This is a genomic window from Corynebacterium sp. MSK310 (genome assembly GCF_030227355.1).
Lineage (GTDB): Bacteria > Actinomycetota > Actinomycetes > Mycobacteriales > Mycobacteriaceae > Corynebacterium > Corynebacterium rhinophilum.
In genome coordinates this window covers 161767-178498 of sequence record NZ_JASPFZ010000001.1, presented here as the reverse complement: position 1 = coordinate 178498, position 16732 = coordinate 161767, and the positions used below count along the sequence as shown (strand labels likewise).

Annotated in this window: 16 protein-coding genes; 3 read left to right on the top strand and 13 right to left on the bottom strand. The window is 58.5% G+C overall.

Translation table 11 applies throughout. The features are described 5' to 3' along the window. Positions 1-45: 45 nt before the first annotated feature. Both thyX and dapB read right to left on the bottom strand, forming a co-directional pair. Entirely contained in the window at positions 46-792 is a 747-nt protein-coding gene (thyX, locus tag QP891_RS00840; RefSeq protein WP_284769632.1) for an FAD-dependent thymidylate synthase, read from the bottom strand. 4 nt (positions 793-796) lie between these two features. Next, entirely contained in the window at positions 797-1543 is a 747-nt protein-coding gene (gene dapB, locus QP891_RS00835; RefSeq protein ID WP_284816809.1) for a 4-hydroxy-tetrahydrodipicolinate reductase, read from the bottom strand. A gap of 125 nt (positions 1544-1668) precedes the next feature. On the opposite strand from dapB, the gene QP891_RS00830 reads away from it, so the two are divergent. After that, positions 1669-2058: a VOC family protein gene (locus QP891_RS00830; protein ID WP_284769630.1), complete on the top strand. Its 390-nt coding sequence runs from the start codon at positions 1669-1671 to the stop codon at positions 2056-2058. A 117-nt stretch (positions 2059-2175) separates the two neighbouring features. Beyond that, positions 2176-2907 (top strand): AMIN-like domain-containing (lipo)protein, encoded by a 732-nt coding sequence (locus tag QP891_RS00825; protein ID WP_284769629.1) that lies wholly within the window; start codon positions 2176-2178, stop codon positions 2905-2907. Between the two features lie 85 nt (positions 2908-2992). Here the strand turns inward: QP891_RS00825 and QP891_RS00820 are convergent, their stop codons facing one another. The 4 genes from QP891_RS00820 to QP891_RS00805 form a co-directional block, all read right to left on the bottom strand. After that, positions 2993-5239, bottom strand: coding sequence for a polyribonucleotide nucleotidyltransferase (locus QP891_RS00820; RefSeq protein ID WP_284769628.1), 2247 nt, complete (start codon positions 5237-5239; stop codon positions 2993-2995). A 213-nt stretch (positions 5240-5452) separates the two neighbouring features. After that, positions 5453-5722 (bottom strand): 30S ribosomal protein S15, encoded by a 270-nt coding sequence (rpsO, locus tag QP891_RS00815; RefSeq protein ID WP_005278802.1) that lies wholly within the window; start codon positions 5720-5722, stop codon positions 5453-5455. A gap of 149 nt (positions 5723-5871) precedes the next feature. Continuing rightward, positions 5872-6813: a nucleoside hydrolase gene (locus tag QP891_RS00810; protein WP_284769627.1), complete on the bottom strand. Its 942-nt coding sequence runs from the start codon at positions 6811-6813 to the stop codon at positions 5872-5874. Then, on the bottom strand, positions 6814-7836 hold the full coding sequence (locus tag QP891_RS00805) for a bifunctional riboflavin kinase/FAD synthetase (RefSeq protein ID WP_284769626.1): 1023 nt from the start codon (positions 7834-7836) through the stop codon (positions 6814-6816). 23 nt (positions 7837-7859) lie between these two features. Between QP891_RS00805 and truB the strand changes: the two genes are divergently transcribed. Beyond that, on the top strand, positions 7860-8753 hold the full coding sequence (gene truB / locus QP891_RS00800) for a tRNA pseudouridine(55) synthase TruB (protein ID WP_284769625.1): 894 nt from the start codon (positions 7860-7862) through the stop codon (positions 8751-8753). Between the two features lie 48 nt (positions 8754-8801). Here the strand turns inward: truB and QP891_RS00795 are convergent, their stop codons facing one another. The 7 genes from QP891_RS00795 to QP891_RS00765 form a co-directional block, all read right to left on the bottom strand. After that, positions 8802-9476 carry a 4'-phosphopantetheinyl transferase family protein gene (locus QP891_RS00795; RefSeq protein ID WP_284769624.1) on the bottom strand — a complete coding sequence of 225 codons (675 nt, stop codon included), beginning with the start codon at positions 9474-9476 and terminating at the stop codon, positions 8802-8804. Beyond that, on the bottom strand, positions 9476-10282 hold the full coding sequence (locus tag QP891_RS00790) for a metallophosphoesterase family protein (protein ID WP_284769623.1): 807 nt from the start codon (positions 10280-10282) through the stop codon (positions 9476-9478). Before QP891_RS00790 ends, QP891_RS00795 begins: the two co-directional genes overlap by 1 nt. Before the next feature lie 101 nt (positions 10283-10383). Then, positions 10384-11694: an MATE family efflux transporter gene (locus tag QP891_RS00785; RefSeq protein ID WP_284769622.1), complete on the bottom strand. Its 1311-nt coding sequence runs from the start codon at positions 11692-11694 to the stop codon at positions 10384-10386. Then, entirely contained in the window at positions 11684-12652 is a 969-nt protein-coding gene (locus QP891_RS00780; RefSeq protein ID WP_284769621.1) for a DHH family phosphoesterase, read from the bottom strand. The genes QP891_RS00785 and QP891_RS00780 overlap by 11 nt, the downstream gene beginning before the upstream one ends. Beyond that, complete coding sequence (gene rbfA, locus QP891_RS00775; RefSeq protein WP_284769620.1) at positions 12653-13096, bottom strand: 30S ribosome-binding factor RbfA; 444 nt, start codon at positions 13094-13096, stop codon at positions 12653-12655. 221 nt (positions 13097-13317) lie between these two features. Next, positions 13318-16191 (bottom strand): translation initiation factor IF-2, encoded by a 2874-nt coding sequence (gene infB, locus QP891_RS00770; RefSeq protein ID WP_284769619.1) that lies wholly within the window; start codon positions 16189-16191, stop codon positions 13318-13320. A 107-nt stretch (positions 16192-16298) separates the two neighbouring features. Next, entirely contained in the window at positions 16299-16661 is a 363-nt protein-coding gene (locus QP891_RS00765) for a YlxR family protein (protein ID WP_284769618.1), read from the bottom strand. Positions 16662-16732: the final 71 nt, after the last annotated feature.

Below are 16732 nucleotides of genomic sequence, written 5' to 3'. Positions count from 1 at the left end.
GGTTACCCGCTAGGACACCTTTTGGCCGCATCGGGGTGCCGCGTGTTAAGCGTAGGGGCTTGCGGCCATCTGCGTTCCATCGGCCAACGTGGTGATATGGAAGTCATCGAAAAGCGCTGGTGCTTGCTCCTGCAAATGCTTCAAACACTCCACCGCTACGTGGCGCAATTCCGTATCCGCGTGCTCGGCCGCCCGCGCCCCAATGAAGTGGCGCCACGCGCGGTAATTACCGGTAACGACGAGCCTAGTTTCCGTAGCGTTGGGCAATACTGCGCGCGCTGCCTGGCGCGCCTGCTTCTTTCGCAGCAGCGCATTCGGCTCATCGAGCTTTTCTTCCAAGGCTTCTAGCAGCTCATCGTAGACAAAACGGGTTTCATCGACCGCCTGCATGACCAACCGGCGCAATTGCTCATCTTCTTCCACCAGCTTGGGCAGCGCTACTTGCGTCTCCTTTGGATGCACAAAGCGCTGGGATAGCTGCGAGAAGGAAAAATGCCGGTGTCGAACCAATTCATGGCTGGCAGAGCGCGAGAGCCCCGTGATGTACATCGTGGCCGTAGCGTGTTCCAATAGCGCCGTATGGCCTACCTCCATGATGTGGTGCAGGTAGGCGGAATTCGTAGCGGTGCGCGGGTTGGGCTTATCAAAAGACTCATAACACGCCCGTCCGGCGAATTCGACGAGGGCCTCGCCGTCAGTCGCCGTGTCATCAGCGCTCCACTGCGTTCCCTGCGGCGGATGAAACTCGGTAGCGGCAATGAGCTGGATTTTAAGCTCACTCGCAGTGGCCATACCGCTACAGCCCCAGGTACTTGTCTAGCCCGACGACCAATCCTGGGTGCTGCGCAATCTCCCGCACGCCGACCAGTACGCCGGGAGTAAAGGAGGAACGATCGTAAGAATCCTGGCGGATGGTCAGAGACTGTCCCTGCGCACCGAAAATGACCTCTTCGTGGGCCACCATGCCGCGGGTACGCACGGCATGCACCGGGATTCCGTCTACATTCGCCCCACGTGCCCCATCGAGGGACTTTTCCGTTGCATCCGGCATCTCCCCCAAGTCGGCGTCGCGGCGCGCTTGGGCAATGGCTTCTGCGGTGTGGATAGCGGTGCCGGAAGGCGCATCCAGCTTGGTGGGGTGGTGAAATTCCACGACCTCAGCAGTCTCAAAGAACTTCGCTACCTGCTTAGCAAGCACCATTGTCATGACAGCAGAGATAGCGAAATTAGGTGCGATCAGCACGTTGCCAGCACCTTCTTGGCGGGTCCACTGCTCAACCTGGTCCAAGCGCTCTTTATCAAAGCCAGTGGTACCCACCACGCAGTGGATGCCGTTCGCGATGCAAAACTCCAAGTTTCCCATCACCGAATCAGGCTGGGTGAAGTCCACGATGACCTCTGCATGATTATCAACTAATTGCTGCAGTTCATCCCCGCGGCTAATTTCCGCTACGAGCTCTAAATCATCTTCGGCATTCACGCCTTCAACAATCGCCTTGCCGACGCGCCCTTGCGCTCCCAAGATTCCTACTTTGATCGCCATTGTGGGCCTCACTTTCTTAACAACTTTGCGTTAAAATTCTACTTGTTTAACTATCCTATCGCGCTCGCTCATGCGCGGCGGGCAGCCCTCCGGACACCAGAAATACCACTGCTAGACTGGCTGCCATGCAGATTTATATTGCTTCCGTTCCAGTAGATGACGTTGCTCGTGCCCACGATTTCTATGTCGATGTCCTTGGCTTCCGCGTAAAAGATGACGTCACACACGGCGATTTCCGGTGGCTGACGGTCACCAACGCCGACGGCGATGGCAGCGTTGAATTGCTGCTTGAGCCCGAGGGCCACCCAGCCGCCAAGACGTACACCGAAGCGCTGAAGGCGGATAATATCCCGGTCACCCAATTCTTGTCGCAGGATGTGGAGAAAGAATACGCCGAACTAAAGGACAAGGGCGTGGACTTTACCATGGAGCCCACCGACGTTGGACCCTCCATCATCGCGGTCTTTGACGATACCGTGGGCAACCTCATCCAGCTCGTCCAGTTGAAGCGTTAGTCCACACCTTCGCTAGTTTTCTTTGTACAACAATTGCATCACTTCCCCAGTTGAGCCACTTGTGTACCGGTAGAATTGAAAGAGACAACAAGGTAGACAACCTAGGAAGTGGTCACAATGTCTCGATCTACTCTCACCCGCGTTATCGCTGCTGGCGCCGGTATAAGCTGCATGCTCTCATTGGCTGCTTGCGCTAGCCCCAGCGATGACAAGGCCGCCGATGCCTCATTTGCCACGCAGGAGGAATCAACCAGTTCCACTGCAGAGTCGACGACGTCATCGGCAAAGAAGTCAGAGCCTTCTACCACGACCACTGACGATGACCCAACCAAGACGGTAGAAGACACCGCCCCGTTAAGCCACAATCAACAAAAGGCGCAAGGCAATAATCCAAAGCCGACTTTTGGTGGCATGGGCACGCCCTCCCTCGAGGATCAACACCACCTTCCTCCTGGATTGGGTGGCCTCGTTCCCACAGAGATCCGGGTAGCCGCGCACGATTCTTTCACCCGCGTCGTGGTCGACCTTGAAGGAGACGGCGAAGCCGGGTGGTTTACCACCTATACGGATCAGCCCGCCCACCAGGCCTCGGGACTTCCTGTCGAGGTAAAAGGCGCTACATTCCTCAACCTTGGCATCGAGGGCACCCCGTGGCCATCGACGCCAGAGTTGGAGCAAAAGTTCATGGATACTGGCATCACCCCAGGTGCCGGCGTGGTGCAAGAGATCAACTACACCACCACCTTCGAGGCGCAAACGCAGTTGATCATCGGTCTGAAGAAGCAAACGCCGTATTCCGTGACCTTCCTGCAGAACCCCAAGCGCCTCGTGCTTGATTTCCAAAATTAGGTAATCATAGCGAAGGCATAGCAATGGCCCTGTTTCCCAGCATGTGCGGGAAACAGGGCCATTGCTCTAACGAGCGCGCGAGGAATTAGTCCTCAACGGGCACTAGGGAAATCTTGCCGCGGTTATCAATATCCGCGATTTCTACCTGTACCTTGTCGCCCACGTTGACGACATCTTCGACCTTCTCGATGCGCTCGTCGCCACCCAGGTTGGAGATGTGGATCAATCCATCGCGGCCTGGGGTCAAGGATACGAAGGCGCCGAATGGAACGGTCTTGACTACCGTGCCGAGGAAGCGCTCGCCTACCTTGGGCAACTGCGGATTGGCAATGGAGTTAACCTTTTCAATCGCAGCATCCGCTGCTTCGCCGGTTACCGCAGAGATGTAGACCGTGCCATCGTCTTCAATCGAGACTTCAGCACCGGTATCTTCGGTGATCTGGTTGATGGTCTTGCCCTTAGGCCCGATGAGCTCACCGATCTTATTAACCGGAATCTTCACCGAGGTGATCTTCGGGGCCAGGCCAGACATCTCATCTGGGGAATCAATGACCTCAGCCATGGTTTCCAGGATGGTGGCACGGGCATCGCGGGCCTGCTCGAGTGCTTGAGCCAAGACCTTAGACGGAATGCCATCGAGCTTCGTGTCCAACTGCAGCGCAGTGATGAATTCAGAGGTACCTGCAACCTTGAAGTCCATGTCACCGAAAGCATCCTCGGCACCGAGGATATCGGTCAGTGCGACGAACTTTTCCTTGCCCTTAACCTCACCGGAAACCAAGCCCATGGCGATGCCGGCTACCGGCGCCTTGAGCGGAACACCCGCATTGTAGAGGGACAGGGTGGATGCGCACACAGACCCCATGGAGGTGGAACCGTTGGAACCGAGCGCCTCAGAGACCTGGCGGATGGCATACGGGAAATCCTCGCGCGACGGAATGACCGGAAGCAGGGCGCGCTCGGCTAGTGCACCGTGGCCGATTTCGCGGCGCTTGGGCGAGCCGACGCGGCCGGTCTCACCGGTAGAAAATGGCGGGAAGTTGTAGTGGTGCATGTATCGCTTGGATTCGATAGGAGTAAGCGAGTCGATCTGCTGCTCCATCTTCAGCATATCCAGGGTGGTTACACCGAGGATCTGCGTTTCACCGCGCTCGAACAAGGAAGAACCGTGTGCGCGTGGTACCAAGTCAACTTCGACGGACAGGTCGCGGATATCGGTAAGCCCGCGGCCATCGATGCGGAAGCCATCGGTCAAGATCTTGCGACGCACGATCTTCTTCATGACCTCGTTATAAGCAGCACGAATCTGCTTGGAGGCCACTGCTTCTTCCAAGTCCGCGAATTGCGGCAACAGGTCTTGTTCTACCTGTTCCATGTGTGCATTCGTAGCCTCGTCGCGCTCCTGCTTGCCTGGGATGGTCAGCAGGTTCTCCAGCTTCTTGGAAGCAGCCTTTTCCACGGCGTCGAAGACATCGTCCTCATAAGCCGGGAAGAGCGGGAACTCCTGGGTCTCCTTGGCAGTACGCTCTGCAAGGCCGTTTTGGGCTTCACACAGGGTCTTGATGAACGGCTTGGCTGCCTCGAGGCCCTCGGCGACGGCGGCTTCTTGCGGAGCCGGGGCGCCATCGGCGATGCGCTCTGCAACGTTGGTGCCAGCACCGGCCTCCACCATCATGATGGCGACGTCTTCTTTGCGGCCCTTAGTCACGATGCGGCCCGCCACGACCATCTCAAAGAGCGCGCGCTCGTGCTGCTCGTGGTTCGGGAAAGCCACCCACTGGCCCTCTGGGTGCTTGTCATCGGCGATGAGCGCCATGCGCACGCCGCCGACGGCACCGGATACCGGCAGGCCGGAAAGCTGGGTTGCCGCGGACGCGCCGTTGATGGCTACGACGTCATAGTACTCTTCTGGGTCCTGCGACAGGACGGTGATAACAACCTGTACTTCATTGCGCAGGCCCTTGACAAAAGTGGGGCGCAGCGGGCGGTCGATGAGGCGGCACGCCAAGATAGCCTCCGTGGAGGGGCGGCCCTCGCGGCGGAAGAAGGAACCGGGGATCTTACCGGCCGCGTACATGCGCTCTTCCACGTCAACGGTTAGCGGGAAGAAGTCAAAGTTCTCGCGCGGCTGGTTCGAGGCGGTCGTGGTGGCCAGCAGCATCGTGTCATCGTCGAGGTACGTGGTTACGGAACCATCTGCTTGGCGGGCCAGCTGGCCGGTTTCGAAACGAACGGTGCGGGTACCAAAGTCCCCATTGTCGAGGACAGCGATAGCTTCGGTGATACCGAATTCTTCATCAATATTGAACTCTACGGAGTTCTGAACGCTCATCTAGTAAATCTCCTTGAATGTTTTAGGCGATCGTCGGTGCCGCCTTTTCCACATTGTTTTTGACAACGGTGAAAATTCTAACAGAGATTCCGCACTTTTGAGCTACGGCAATTACAAACGCCGCTGCTCCCCACAAGGATAAAGTGGGTATAAAACCACTAATTCCCCTTGCCGCAGGGCAAGGGGAATAATTCGGCCGCAGCCGCGTCGCAATTAGCGGCGCAGGCCCAGGCGGGAAATCAGGTCACGGTAGCGATCCACGTTGTTTTCTGCCAAGTACTTCAGCAGGCCACGACGACGACCAACCATCAGCAGCAGACCACGACGGGAGTGGTGATCGTGCTTGTGGAACTTCAAGTGCTCGGTCAAAGTATTGATGCGAGAGGTCAGCAGGGCAACCTGTGCCTCAGGGGAACCGGTGTCGGTCTCGTGCAGGCCGTACTCCTTGAGGATTTCGGCCTTCTTCTCAGTGGTCAATGCCATGAGTATTTCTCCTTTATTTCAGTCCACATTATTCTTCTACGCAAAGCGCCGCCGTGGCGAGCTCCGCGTGCCGCAACTGTCGTGAACCACAGTCGCTAAGCCAAATCGTCATCTTACAGCCAACTAGCGCGGCAAATCAAAACGCTGCACTACTTAGCGCCCACCGTCCGGAAAAGTTCTTCGAGGTAGTCCACGAATTCATGAACGAAGCGCTCGTTGTCCACGCCCACGGCCACCTTCGCGGTAGGTTCCTGGCTCAGCCGGGTTTCATCGGCAATGGTGCGCCCGCGGGTGGGGCCTTGCGTATCCGTTTTCATATTGGTTTCGATGACCTCTACCAACGACGGATCTGCGGCTACCGCCACGGCCAGCGGATCGTGCAGACCGCAACCTCCCAAGTGGGGAGCCGTGGTGGCATAAGCGCGGATGTAGTAATCCACCATATCGGCGAAAACCTCGCCCGCGGTCGTTCCGGTCTCCCGCCAGCGCGCGGTTTCTTTTTCCGTCAAGAGGGTGCGCAAGGTGACATCAAGGCCGACCATGGTGACATCTTGGCTGTGGCGGAAGAGGTAATCGGTGGCATCCGGGTCTTGGGAAATATTGGCCTCTGCCCACGCGGAGACGTTGCCAGGAACGGTCAGCGCTCCGCCCATCATGACGATGTGGGCGTTGGCGGCAAAGGTGGTATCGGCAAGCATAGCCTGGGCGATGGTCGTCGACGGACCTGTAGGAATAATGACCAGGTCATCACCGTAATCGCGCACGGCCTGCAAGAGGAAATCCGTGGCCGGCTGCGTGTCCTCGGTCTTACCGGACGGGCTAAGCGCGACCTCGCCCACGCCATTCTGGCCGTGGATGAAGGAGGAAATCTCGCTGGGCTGGAAACCGTCCGGGCTGCGGCCCGCAAAGACCGGGATATCAGACCTATCCAGCAAATCCAGCAGCGCCAGGGTATTGCGCACCGCCAGCGGCACCGTGACGTTGCCATAAGTACACGTCACACCGATGAGCTCAAGATCGGGGTGGGCCAGGGCATAAGCCAAGGCCAAAGCATCATCAATGCCGGTATCAAGATCGAGGATGGCCTTCATTTACTTCTCCTTTAAGAAATAGTCTTCGCTATTGCAGCCCTGCGCGCGAGCATCGGCAGCCAGCACCTTGCGGGCGGCTGCGACGTCCTGGGCCATGGCTTCCAAAAGCTCATCGACGGAATGAAACTTCACCATATCCCGCAGGTGGCCCACGAATTTCACGGTTGCCTCATAGCCATAAAGATCGGCATCGCGGTCCAAGACAAAAGACTCCACGGACCGCTCTTCATCACCAAAGGTGGGATTCGTACCGACGGAAATCGCCGCGGCATAGGCTACTTCGGGCTGCATATCCCCATCGAGGGGCGAGTCAGAATGCACAATAAACCAACCGGCATAAACCCCGTCCGCGGGAATGGCTACGGTATCCGGGAAATACTGATTAGCCGTGGGAAATCCCAGTTCCTTGCCACCGCGCCCCGCACCGCGCACCACGGGACCAGTGACCGTAAAGTGCCGACCAAGCGCCCAATTCGCCGATTCTATTGCGCCCCGGGACAGGCTATGGCGAATATAGGTGGAACAAATCTGCACACCGTCCTCGTCCAAGAGCGGGATGATATCGACGCTAAATCCAAACTCCTCCCCCAGCTGCCGCATGGCTTCCGCAGTACCGCTGGCCCCAGCGCCAAAGGTGAAGTTCTCCCCCACCACCACGTGGTGCGCATGAAGTTTGCCCACCAAGAGGTCGCGCACATAGGGGCGCGGCTCCACCCCCTCAAGCTCCTTGGTGAAGTCAATGACAAGCACCATCTCGATGCCCATTTCTTCCGCGAGCTCCAGCCTGCGCTCGAAGCTCACCACGGATAACGGGGCGCGCTCCGGCAAGAAAACGGAGACCGGGTGCGGGTCAAAGGTCACCATGACGGGGACCTGACTATTCGCCCGCGCATGCTCCACGCAAGCAGAAACGAGCTGTTGGTGGCCGCGGTGCAAGCCATCGAAGACGCCAATGGTTACCGAGGTCGGCCCCACATCCGCGGGGATGTCATCGATTCCGTAACAAATATCCACGGAATCCATCGTAGAGCATAGACTTGTACCCTATGACTGATGCGCTCGCACATTCCGGACTTGTCATTGTTGATAAGCCTGCCGGCATGACCTCTCACGATGTTGTTAGCCGCCTACGCAGGTATTTTCACACCAAAAAGGTCGGCCATGCCGGCACCTTAGATCCCATGGCAACTGGGGTGCTGGTCCTTGGCATCGAACGCGGTACCAAATTCCTCGCGCACATGGTTGCTTCCACCAAGTCTTATTCGGCCACCATTCGCCTCGGCGCTTCTACCACCACCGATGATGCCGAGGGCGAATTTCGCTGGGAAAAGCCCGCAGCAGCGCTTGATCGATCCGCCATCGAGGCCGAGGTTGCCACATTGACCGGTGAGATTATGCAAAAGCCCGCCGCGGTTTCCGCCATCAAGATCAAAGGTAAAAGGGCGCATGAATTGGTGCGCGAGGGAAAAGAGGTAGATATCCCCGCCCGCCCGGTCACCGTCCACAGTTTTGATATTCATGACATGCGCACCGAGGGCGATTTTCTAGACATCGATGTATCCGTGGAGTGTTCCTCCGGCACCTATATCCGCTCCTTGGCGCGCGATATGGGCGAGGCACTTGGCGTCGGTGGGCATTTAACCGCCCTGCGCCGCACGACGGTGGGGCCCTTTGCGCTTGCCGATGCCCACCTCCTCGACGATCTCGCAGAAAACCCCCGCCTGTCCTTGAGCCTCGACGAAGCACTCAAGCGCAGTTTCCCCGTGCTGCCCGTCACCGAGGACGAGGCCGCGGCTTTAGCGATGGGCAAATGGCTCGAGCCGCGCGGGCTATCCGGGGTGCATGCGGCGGTAGCCCCCAATGGCCAGGCCATCGCGCTCATTAAGGAGAAGGGAAAAAGGTTGGCCACGGTCTTTGTGGCGCGGCCGTCTACCCTCTAAACCAGAGCCTTAGAGGGAAGACCAAGGGGACCAGTGCGAACGTTCGGTTTAGGCGGAGAAATCAAGGGCCGGAACCAGCGTGGAAACCACGACATAACCGCCCTTTAGGATCCACTTGCCAGTGATAAACGGCACTGGCGTGGGGCGGGCCAGGATATAAGAAATAAAGGTTCCATCTTCGCGGATATCGATTTCTGCCTGATCGAAATCGAGCCACCGATGCGTCATGGGAAACCACGCCTTATAGGTGGCCTCCTTGGCGCAAAATAGCAGGCGGTCTGGGCAGTGCACCCCCGCCTTTTCTAGGCGCGGCAGCTGCGGCATTTCCCCGGATCGGGCGATCATGGTCAACACATGTTCGGGCAGCCGCTGCGCCGGCTCCGCATCAAGGCCAATGGAGCGAAAATCCGTAGTGGAGGCCACCACCGCTGCGCGCAGGCCCTCCGTATGCGTCATGGATCCGATAAATCCTTCGGGCCACAGCGGCATGCCCCGCTCTCCGCGCATAATCGGGTTAGTACCTGTAAAGCCCAGCTCGCGCAGGGCCTGGTGCGCACACCACCGGGCATCGCCAAATTCGGACTTCCGGATATCGACCGCCTGCGAGACTATGGACTGTTCCTTAGGGTCGAGCTGATCATAGTTGAGTAGGTCGGACTCGCGGGCATCCGTACGCACATAGCAATACCGGGTAGTTTCTGGGAACAGGTCGGGGTATAACATCAATTCACCTCCCCAAACGTCGAAGTAACTGGGTATGGCCACGGGATACGGTGCGGCTGGTTACGCCATTCGCGCGGGTAGCCTAATGAGACTTCGATATGGTCTACCCCATCCACATTCATCTTTGAAGGCATGTGCAAGTGGCCGTAAATGACAGCTTCTGCCTTGTACCGTCGCGGCCACGAACGCGTATGCCGCGAGCCGCTCCACAGGGCAATCTCTGGAAAGCGCAGAACCATCGTAGGTTCTTGCACCAGTGGCCAGTGGTTAACCAAGATAGTTGGGCCCTGTACTCGGGATAAACGCTTAATGGAATACGCCAAGCGGTCCCAACACCATGCGCGCACGTCTACGAAGGGAGCGATTGCTACCTCATCGGTCATGACAAGCTTTTTAGAGTGTGCCTGCTGCACCGCTTCTTCCACCGAGGTACCCGGTGGGCGGAAACTGTAGTCATACAGGGTAAAAAGCGGCACAATCGTTATCCCATTAAAAGCCGGATAGGGGTCCTCTGGGGTGATAACGCCGATTTCCCGGCAGGCGGCCACCAGGTAATCGTATTTTTCGCGCCCCTTGTACTGGTCTTGGGAACGAGAAAATAAATCGTGATTGCCTGGTGCCCAAATGACGGTGTCATAGCGCGCGGCCAAGTCCCGCAAGATGCGCAGGATAAGCTCGCTGCGCTCTGCAACATCGCCTGCCACAATGAGCCAATCGGCCGGATCGGGTGGGTTAAGTTCTGCAATGCGCGCTAAATTTTCACGGATCGCGCCGTGCAAGTCTGCTACTGCCCATAGCGTTGGCATTACCGCTCCCACCCGCCTTGCTCATCATCGTTACGGAGTCTCTCGCTGTAGTTAAATCTGTAGTGCTGTTGCTACTCGTTACAGTCACTGTAGCGCAGGTACTACTCTGCTACTACAGCCCATTTCATGGAATAGAAGCGGTAGACCACGCCAATGAGGCGGAAAGTAATGAATGCAGCCAAGCCGCACCACACGCCGGTAAGGCCCGTGCCCATGGCATGTGCGAGGAGCACCCCGGGCAAAAATCCCAGAAGAACCGAGGCAATAGTCAGGCTGCGCAAGAATGCCGCATCCCCTGCCCCCAATAGAACGCCGTCCAGGGCAAAGACCACGCCACCGGCGATGACCATGCCGACCAGGATCCACCATGGTTGGCTCATGGCATCGATGACCTCCTGAGAGGATGTAAAGACGCGCGGAATGAACCCGGCCCCAGCGGCGAAAACCAAGGCGAGGAAGGCTGAGAAAATCGTAGAATACATCACTACCTTGCTTCCCACGCTGCGCGCGTGGCGCGCCGAACCAGCGCCCAAGGCAGCTCCAGTCAAGGCCTGAGCGGCAATGGCCAAGGAATCCAAAATCAGCGACATGAAATTCCACAGCTGCATCATGATTTGGTGGCCGCCCAACGCGGCCGTGCCCACGCGGGATACCACGGCCGTTGCAGTTAGAAAGGCCACCTGAAAGCTAGCGGAGCGCAAGATAAGGTCGCGGCCCAAGATCAACTGTTTACGCACGATGTGCCACCGAAATTTCCACGAACCTTCGTGCTGTTTATACAGCTCGCGCACGAAGAGGCTCGCGATAATGCTCATCCCCAATACGGTGGCAATGGCAGACCCGGCAAGGCCCCACCAATACACGAATGCGGGTACGGCAATGGCTCCGGGAATCATTCCGGCAAGGGTGAAATAGAGCGGCTTCTTGGTATTTTGCACACCGCGCATCCAGCCATTTCCGGCCATTTCCACCAACGTTACGGGAATCGCCAGTGCAGCGATCCGCAGCCACAGTGCAGTTCCGGCCGCAGTCGTAGGATCCCCGGTAAGCCACTGGGCAAAAACACCGCCGAAGATCCACATGATGAGGGCTAAAAGCCCACCAACGCCCAGGGCCACGTAGGTTGCTTGCACACCTTCTGCCACTGCCTCGGCGCGCTTACCAGCGCCAAAAAGGCGAGACGAGCGAGCCGTCGTGCCATAGGACAGGAAGGTCAGCTGCGTGGTCACCACGGTATGGATCGTGGTTGCCGCGGCGAGCGAAGCCAATTCCTGGGCACCCAGGCGCCCCACCACTGCGGTATCGAGCAAGAGGTAGAGCGGCATCGCGGCCAGGACTCCAAGCGCAGGAAACGCGAGGCCGAAGACCTCGCGTGCGCTTACTGTCGTGGGGGTTGACTGCCTAGTGCTCATCGATGGCACTCACCAGCTCCGCGACGATTCGTTCTTCGCTTCCCGATGTCATGTACCCAGCAGCGGGAATATGCCCGCCGCCACCAAATTGGGTTGCCAAGGCGGCGCAATTGATCGTAGTCGAACGCAGCGATACCGCCCATATCCCAGGCGACTGTTCCTTAAAGACCACACCCAATTCGGTGCCTTCAAGGGCACGCACGAAATCTACTAGGGACTCGACTGCGGAATCCGAATGACCTTCGATATCGGCCAAGCCTGCAACGAGGATGCCCACACCCATTTCACCAGCATGTTCAATGCGCAGTCCTGCAAGCACGCGGCCGACCATCTGCAGATCATCTGGAGTCGTGGCATCGAGCAGATCCGTGGCAATCTGCTTGGTATCCAGGCCATAGCGCATCAAGCGCGTGGCCACATCGTGCATGGCGGGCCTGCCCCACCGGAAGCTACCCGTATCGGTCAAAAGACCCGCATACAGGCAGTGTGCGATGCTGCTTTCGATTTGCACCGACAGCATATCCAGGATGGTCAATATGGCCACCGTGGTGGACTCGCACTCTGAATCAACCAAGTTCACTGAGCCAAACCCGAGGTTGGACGAGTGGTGGTCGATGCACAGCACGCGCCCTGCCTCTGTCAGCTCGGCGATATCTGCAGAAAACAAACCAGTGCGATCGATCGACCCACAATCCACGGTGACATAAAGGTCATATCCCTGCGGGAGCTCCCGCATGACCTTAACGTGATCTGCGCCGGGAATGGAGTAAAGATTAGGCGCAAAGTCCTTGTCCTGGCCAATGACCGCACAGGCTTCTTTCCCACTTTGTTGCACGGCTAAGAGCAACGCCGTGGCTGAACCAATGGCATCGGCATCCGGGCGCAAGTGAGTGATAATACAGATGCTTTGCGCGCCAGAAATGGCATCGACTGCGTCCTGATATTCCTTGCGGGTCACTTAAGCCTCGTCTTCATCGGAGGTTTTATACGGATTGGCCTCGCCCGCGGGCTTAGCGTTTTCCTTCAATTTTGCTAGCTCCTCATCGCGAGCCCGAGCGCGCGCCAAGAGCTCTTCCATGTGCGCGGAGGCTTCCGGGACGGTATCGAGCTCAAAAGCAAGGGTTGGGGTAAAGCGAACGGACAACTGATCGCCAACGATCTTGCGCAACTGTCCCTTCGCGCGCTTGAGTGCTTCCTCAGCCTGGTCATAATCGGGTTCCGCATCGATATCGTGGCCACGCACCGTGTAAAAGACGGTAGCGTCGTGCAAATCACCGGTGACGCGTGTATCGGTCACGGTGACCATCTCCAAGCGGCGATCCTTAATCTGCAGCTCAATCGCACTAGCCACGATTTCCTGAATTCGTTTTGCTAGCCGCGCCGCGCGTGCGTGATCGACCATGAGAACCTCCAAGCTAAAGGGGAAAAATTTATTCCTAAATTACCGTGTCGCGGTATCAGAAACCACCAGTTTAGTTACTCACCGCACCCAATGGAAACCGCTTGAAAACCTCACATGCGAAAACGCGAAACGGCCCGCTCTACCTGCCGCACCTCGCGATCTCCCTCCGGGGAGAAAGAATCTTGAGGTGGGCACGCACAGCGGGCCGAAACTAGCAGCGACTAGTCGCGCGGTACCTCGACTTCTTCATAAGCCTGGATGATATCTCCTACCTGGATATCCGGGTAGGACAGCACCATACCGCACTCATAGCCGGCCTTGATCTCAGTAGCGTCGTCCTTTTCGTGACGCAGGGACTCGATCTTGGCATCGGCAGTAACCACGTTGTTATCGCGGAGCAGGCGAACCTTGCCGTTGCGGACAACCTTGCCTTCGGTGACCATACAACCGGCGATGGTACCCACCGAGGAGGACTTGAACAGGGCGCGGATTTCGGCCGCACCGGTGTCGCGCTCCTCGTAGATCGGCTTGAGCATGCCCTTGAGAGCGGCCTCGACTTCCTCGATGGCCTTGTAGATAACCGTGTAGTAGCGGATATCCACGCCCTCTTGGGTAGCGATCTCCGTGGCCTTGCCCTCCGAGCGAACATTGAACGCAATGATGACGGCATCGGAAGCGGCGGCCAACGAAATATTGGTCTCCGTTACGGCACCAACACCGCGGTCGATGATGTTGAGCTCGACTTCGTCCTCGGTCTTGATGTCCAACAGGGCATCTTCCAGCGCCTCGACGGAGCCGGCGTTGTCGCCCTTGAGAATGAGGTTGAGGGTCGAAGTCTCCTGCAATACCTTGTCCAGATCCTCCAGGGACACGCGCTTGCGCTGCTTTGCCTGCAAGGCAGAACGCTTACGAGCATCGCGCTGGTTAGCAATCTGGCGGGCCACGCGGTCATCATCAACCACGAGCAGGTTATCGCCAGCACCTGGAACGCCGGACAGGCCTTGCACCTGTACCGGGCGGGAAGGACCGGCTTCCTTGACGTCCTCACCAAACTCATCGAGCATGCGGCGCACGCGACCGTGTGCATCGCCTACCACGATGGAATCGCCGACGTGCAGCGTACCGCGCTGGACGATGACCGTAGCCACCGGGCCGCGACCGCGGTCCAAGTGAGCTTCGATGGCCACACCCTGGGCATCCATCTCTGGGTTAGCCGTGAGCTCGAGGGCGGCATCGGCAGTCAGGATGACAGATTCCAGCAGCTGGTCGATGTTCTGGCCCTGCTTAGCAGAGATGTCCACGAACATCGTATCGCCGCCGTACTCTTCAGGCACCAGGCCGTACTCCGTGAGCTGGCCACGGATCTTTTCCGGCTGCGCCTCCGGCTTATCCACCTTGTTCACGGCCACGACCACCGGGATATCGGCAGCCTTGGCGTGGTTGATGGCCTCAACCGTCTGTGGCATGACGCCGTCATCGGCGGCGACTACCAAGATGGCCAAGTCAGTAGACTTCGCACCGCGGGCACGCATGGCGGTAAAGGCCTCGTGACCAGGGGTATCCAGGAATGTGATGGTGCGCTCGCCATCCACGTCAACCGTGGTCTGGTAAGCACCGATTCCCTGGGTAATACCGCCGGCCTCACCGGCTGCCTCATTGGTCTTACGGATGGTATCCAACAGGCGGGTCTTACCGTGGTCAACGTGACCCATGACGGAGACGACTGGAGGGCGGTGTTCGAGGGCCTCTTCGCCGCCTTCATCCTCGCCGAATTGCAGGTCGAAGGACTCGAGCAGCTCGCGGTCCTCGTCTTCTGGGGAGACGACTTCTACCTTGTAGTTGATCTCGTCACCGAGCAGCTGCAGCGTATCTTCCGATACGGATGCGGTTGCGGTGACCATTTCACCAAGGTTGAACAGTGCCTGTACCAATGCTGCTGGATCGGCACCGATCTTCTCCGCGAAGTCAGACAGCGAAGCGCCGCGGCGCAGGCGGACGGTCTGTCCCTTGCCATCTGGCAAGCGGACGCCGCCTACGACGTGCTTCTGCTGCTCTTCAAACTCATGGCGCTTTTGCCGCTTCGACTTCTTGCCCTTGCGTGGTGCGCCACCTGGACGGCCGAATGCACCAGCGGTGCCGCCGCGACGCCCACCGCGTCCACCGCGGAAACCGCCGGGACGACCGCCGCCTGGGCCGCCTGGACCACCAGGTCCGCCGTGACCACCTCGACCGCGGCCGCCGCGTCCACCACCGCTCGGTGCCTTGGAGGGCATCGAGGCAGGGTTCGGATGCGAAGGCATCATGGCTGGCGACGGACGACGTCCACCGCCGCCACCCTGGCCTTGATTCTGATCCTGGCCCTGACGGTTAGTGCCGCCCTCGTTGCGGCCGCCGCGCTTTCCACCGCGGTTATCGCCAGGCCGGTTGCCGCCGCGCTGGCCCTTGGAGCCACCGGGACGTGGGCCTGGTCGGTTATCGCCGCCACCCGTGGAAAATGGGTTATTGGCAACGCGGCGGGATCCACCGGGCTTAGGCATCGGTCGCGGCATGGCGTTGCCTGGGGTCGGACGCTCGCCCGACTTCTTGGCATCGCCTTGGCCTGCGTTTTGACCTGGCTTCGGTGCACCTTGGCCGGGCTTCGGTGCTGGCTTGCCAGCGGCAGCGCCCGGCTTTGGTGCTGCCTTACCAGGCTTGGGGGCAGCCTTAGCGGACCCTGCGCCTGGCTTCGGCGCAGCGTCGGATGGCTTCGGTGCCTGTGCCCCTGGCTTCGGTGCGCCGGGCTTAGGCGCAGCGGATTTCGCTCCGCCCTGTGCGCCAGCGCCTGGCTTTGGTGCAGGCGATGCCTGCTTCTTGGCGCTGCCTTGACCGGGCTTAGCGGGCTTGGCAGTTTTCTCAGCCTTGTCTGCCTTAGCTTCGGTGGCATCGCCACCGGACTGTGCTTCATAGTGAGCACGCATCTTCTTGACCACCGGTGGTTCGATGGTCGAGGATGCGGTTTTCACGAACTCGCCTTGTTCTTTCAGGGTGGCGAGCAGTTCCTTGCTGGTTACTCCGAGCTGTTTTGCCAACTCGTGAACACGTAGCTTTCCGGGCACTTGTCTCCTCTTGGTATCGCCTAGGAGCCAAGGCCGCGAAAAACTGGCCTGACTCCTAGTTAAACGTTCTGGACTTTCATCGCTGATGCTTCATCGTTGTGCGCTCATCAGTGTTCGGTCTTCCTTTTTAACTCTGGTGTGTACGAATCTTGTGCAGCTTGTTCCGCACACGGTACTTTTTCGCCCTGTACATTTTCGTACTGTGCTTCCAAGTATCTACGTACCTGACCTGTGTCCACGGATGCGGACGTGCGGAGCGCGCGCTTGAAAGCATGTTTGCGCTCAGCTAGCTCGAGTGCAGAAAGCGTGGGGCTAATCCATGCGCCGCGGCCGGGAAGCCGCCGGAATGGATCCACCACCGCGCGGCTGCCTTGAGGATCATTGGCATCAATGACCACCCGCAGCAGCTCCGTATCGGGCATGCGGCGACGCGTAGCGATGCAAGTACGAAGCCGTTGAGTCTGCGACATCGAACTCCTTAACTTTCGCTGCGTCTGCATGTCCCTTTCTGCATCTGGGCCGTTTACTAGCCTACGCTATT

Excerpts from the sequence above, each read along its gene's own strand:
- thyX (WP_284769632.1), bottom strand. The coding sequence starts at position 792 with ATGGCCACTGCGAGTGAGCTTAAAATCCAGCTCATTGCCGCTACCGAG.
- dapB (WP_284816809.1), bottom strand. The coding sequence starts at position 1,543 with ATGGCGATCAAAGTAGGAATCTTGGGAGCGCAAGGGCGCGTCGGCAAG.
- QP891_RS00830 (WP_284769630.1), top strand. The coding sequence starts at position 1,669 with ATGCAGATTTATATTGCTTCCGTTCCAGTAGATGACGTTGCTCGTGCC.
- QP891_RS00825 (WP_284769629.1), top strand. The coding sequence starts at position 2,176 with ATGTCTCGATCTACTCTCACCCGCGTTATCGCTGCTGGCGCCGGTATA.
- QP891_RS00820 (WP_284769628.1), bottom strand. The coding sequence starts at position 5,239 with ATGAGCGTTCAGAACTCCGTAGAGTTCAATATTGATGAAGAATTCGGT.
- rpsO (WP_005278802.1), bottom strand. The coding sequence starts at position 5,722 with ATGGCATTGACCACTGAGAAGAAGGCCGAAATCCTCAAGGAGTACGGC.
- QP891_RS00810 (WP_284769627.1), bottom strand. The coding sequence starts at position 6,813 with ATGAAGGCCATCCTCGATCTTGATACCGGCATTGATGATGCTTTGGCC.
- QP891_RS00805 (WP_284769626.1), bottom strand. The coding sequence starts at position 7,836 with ATGGATTCCGTGGATATTTGTTACGGAATCGATGACATCCCCGCGGAT.
- truB (WP_284769625.1), top strand. The coding sequence starts at position 7,860 with ATGACTGATGCGCTCGCACATTCCGGACTTGTCATTGTTGATAAGCCT.
- QP891_RS00795 (WP_284769624.1), bottom strand. The coding sequence starts at position 9,476 with ATGTTATACCCCGACCTGTTCCCAGAAACTACCCGGTATTGCTATGTG.
- QP891_RS00790 (WP_284769623.1), bottom strand. The coding sequence starts at position 10,282 with ATGCCAACGCTATGGGCAGTAGCAGACTTGCACGGCGCGATCCGTGAA.
- QP891_RS00785 (WP_284769622.1), bottom strand. The coding sequence starts at position 11,694 with ATGAGCACTAGGCAGTCAACCCCCACGACAGTAAGCGCACGCGAGGTC.
- rbfA (WP_284769620.1), bottom strand. The coding sequence starts at position 13,096 with ATGGTCGATCACGCACGCGCGGCGCGGCTAGCAAAACGAATTCAGGAA.
- QP891_RS00765 (WP_284769618.1), bottom strand. The coding sequence starts at position 16,661 with ATGTCGCAGACTCAACGGCTTCGTACTTGCATCGCTACGCGTCGCCGC.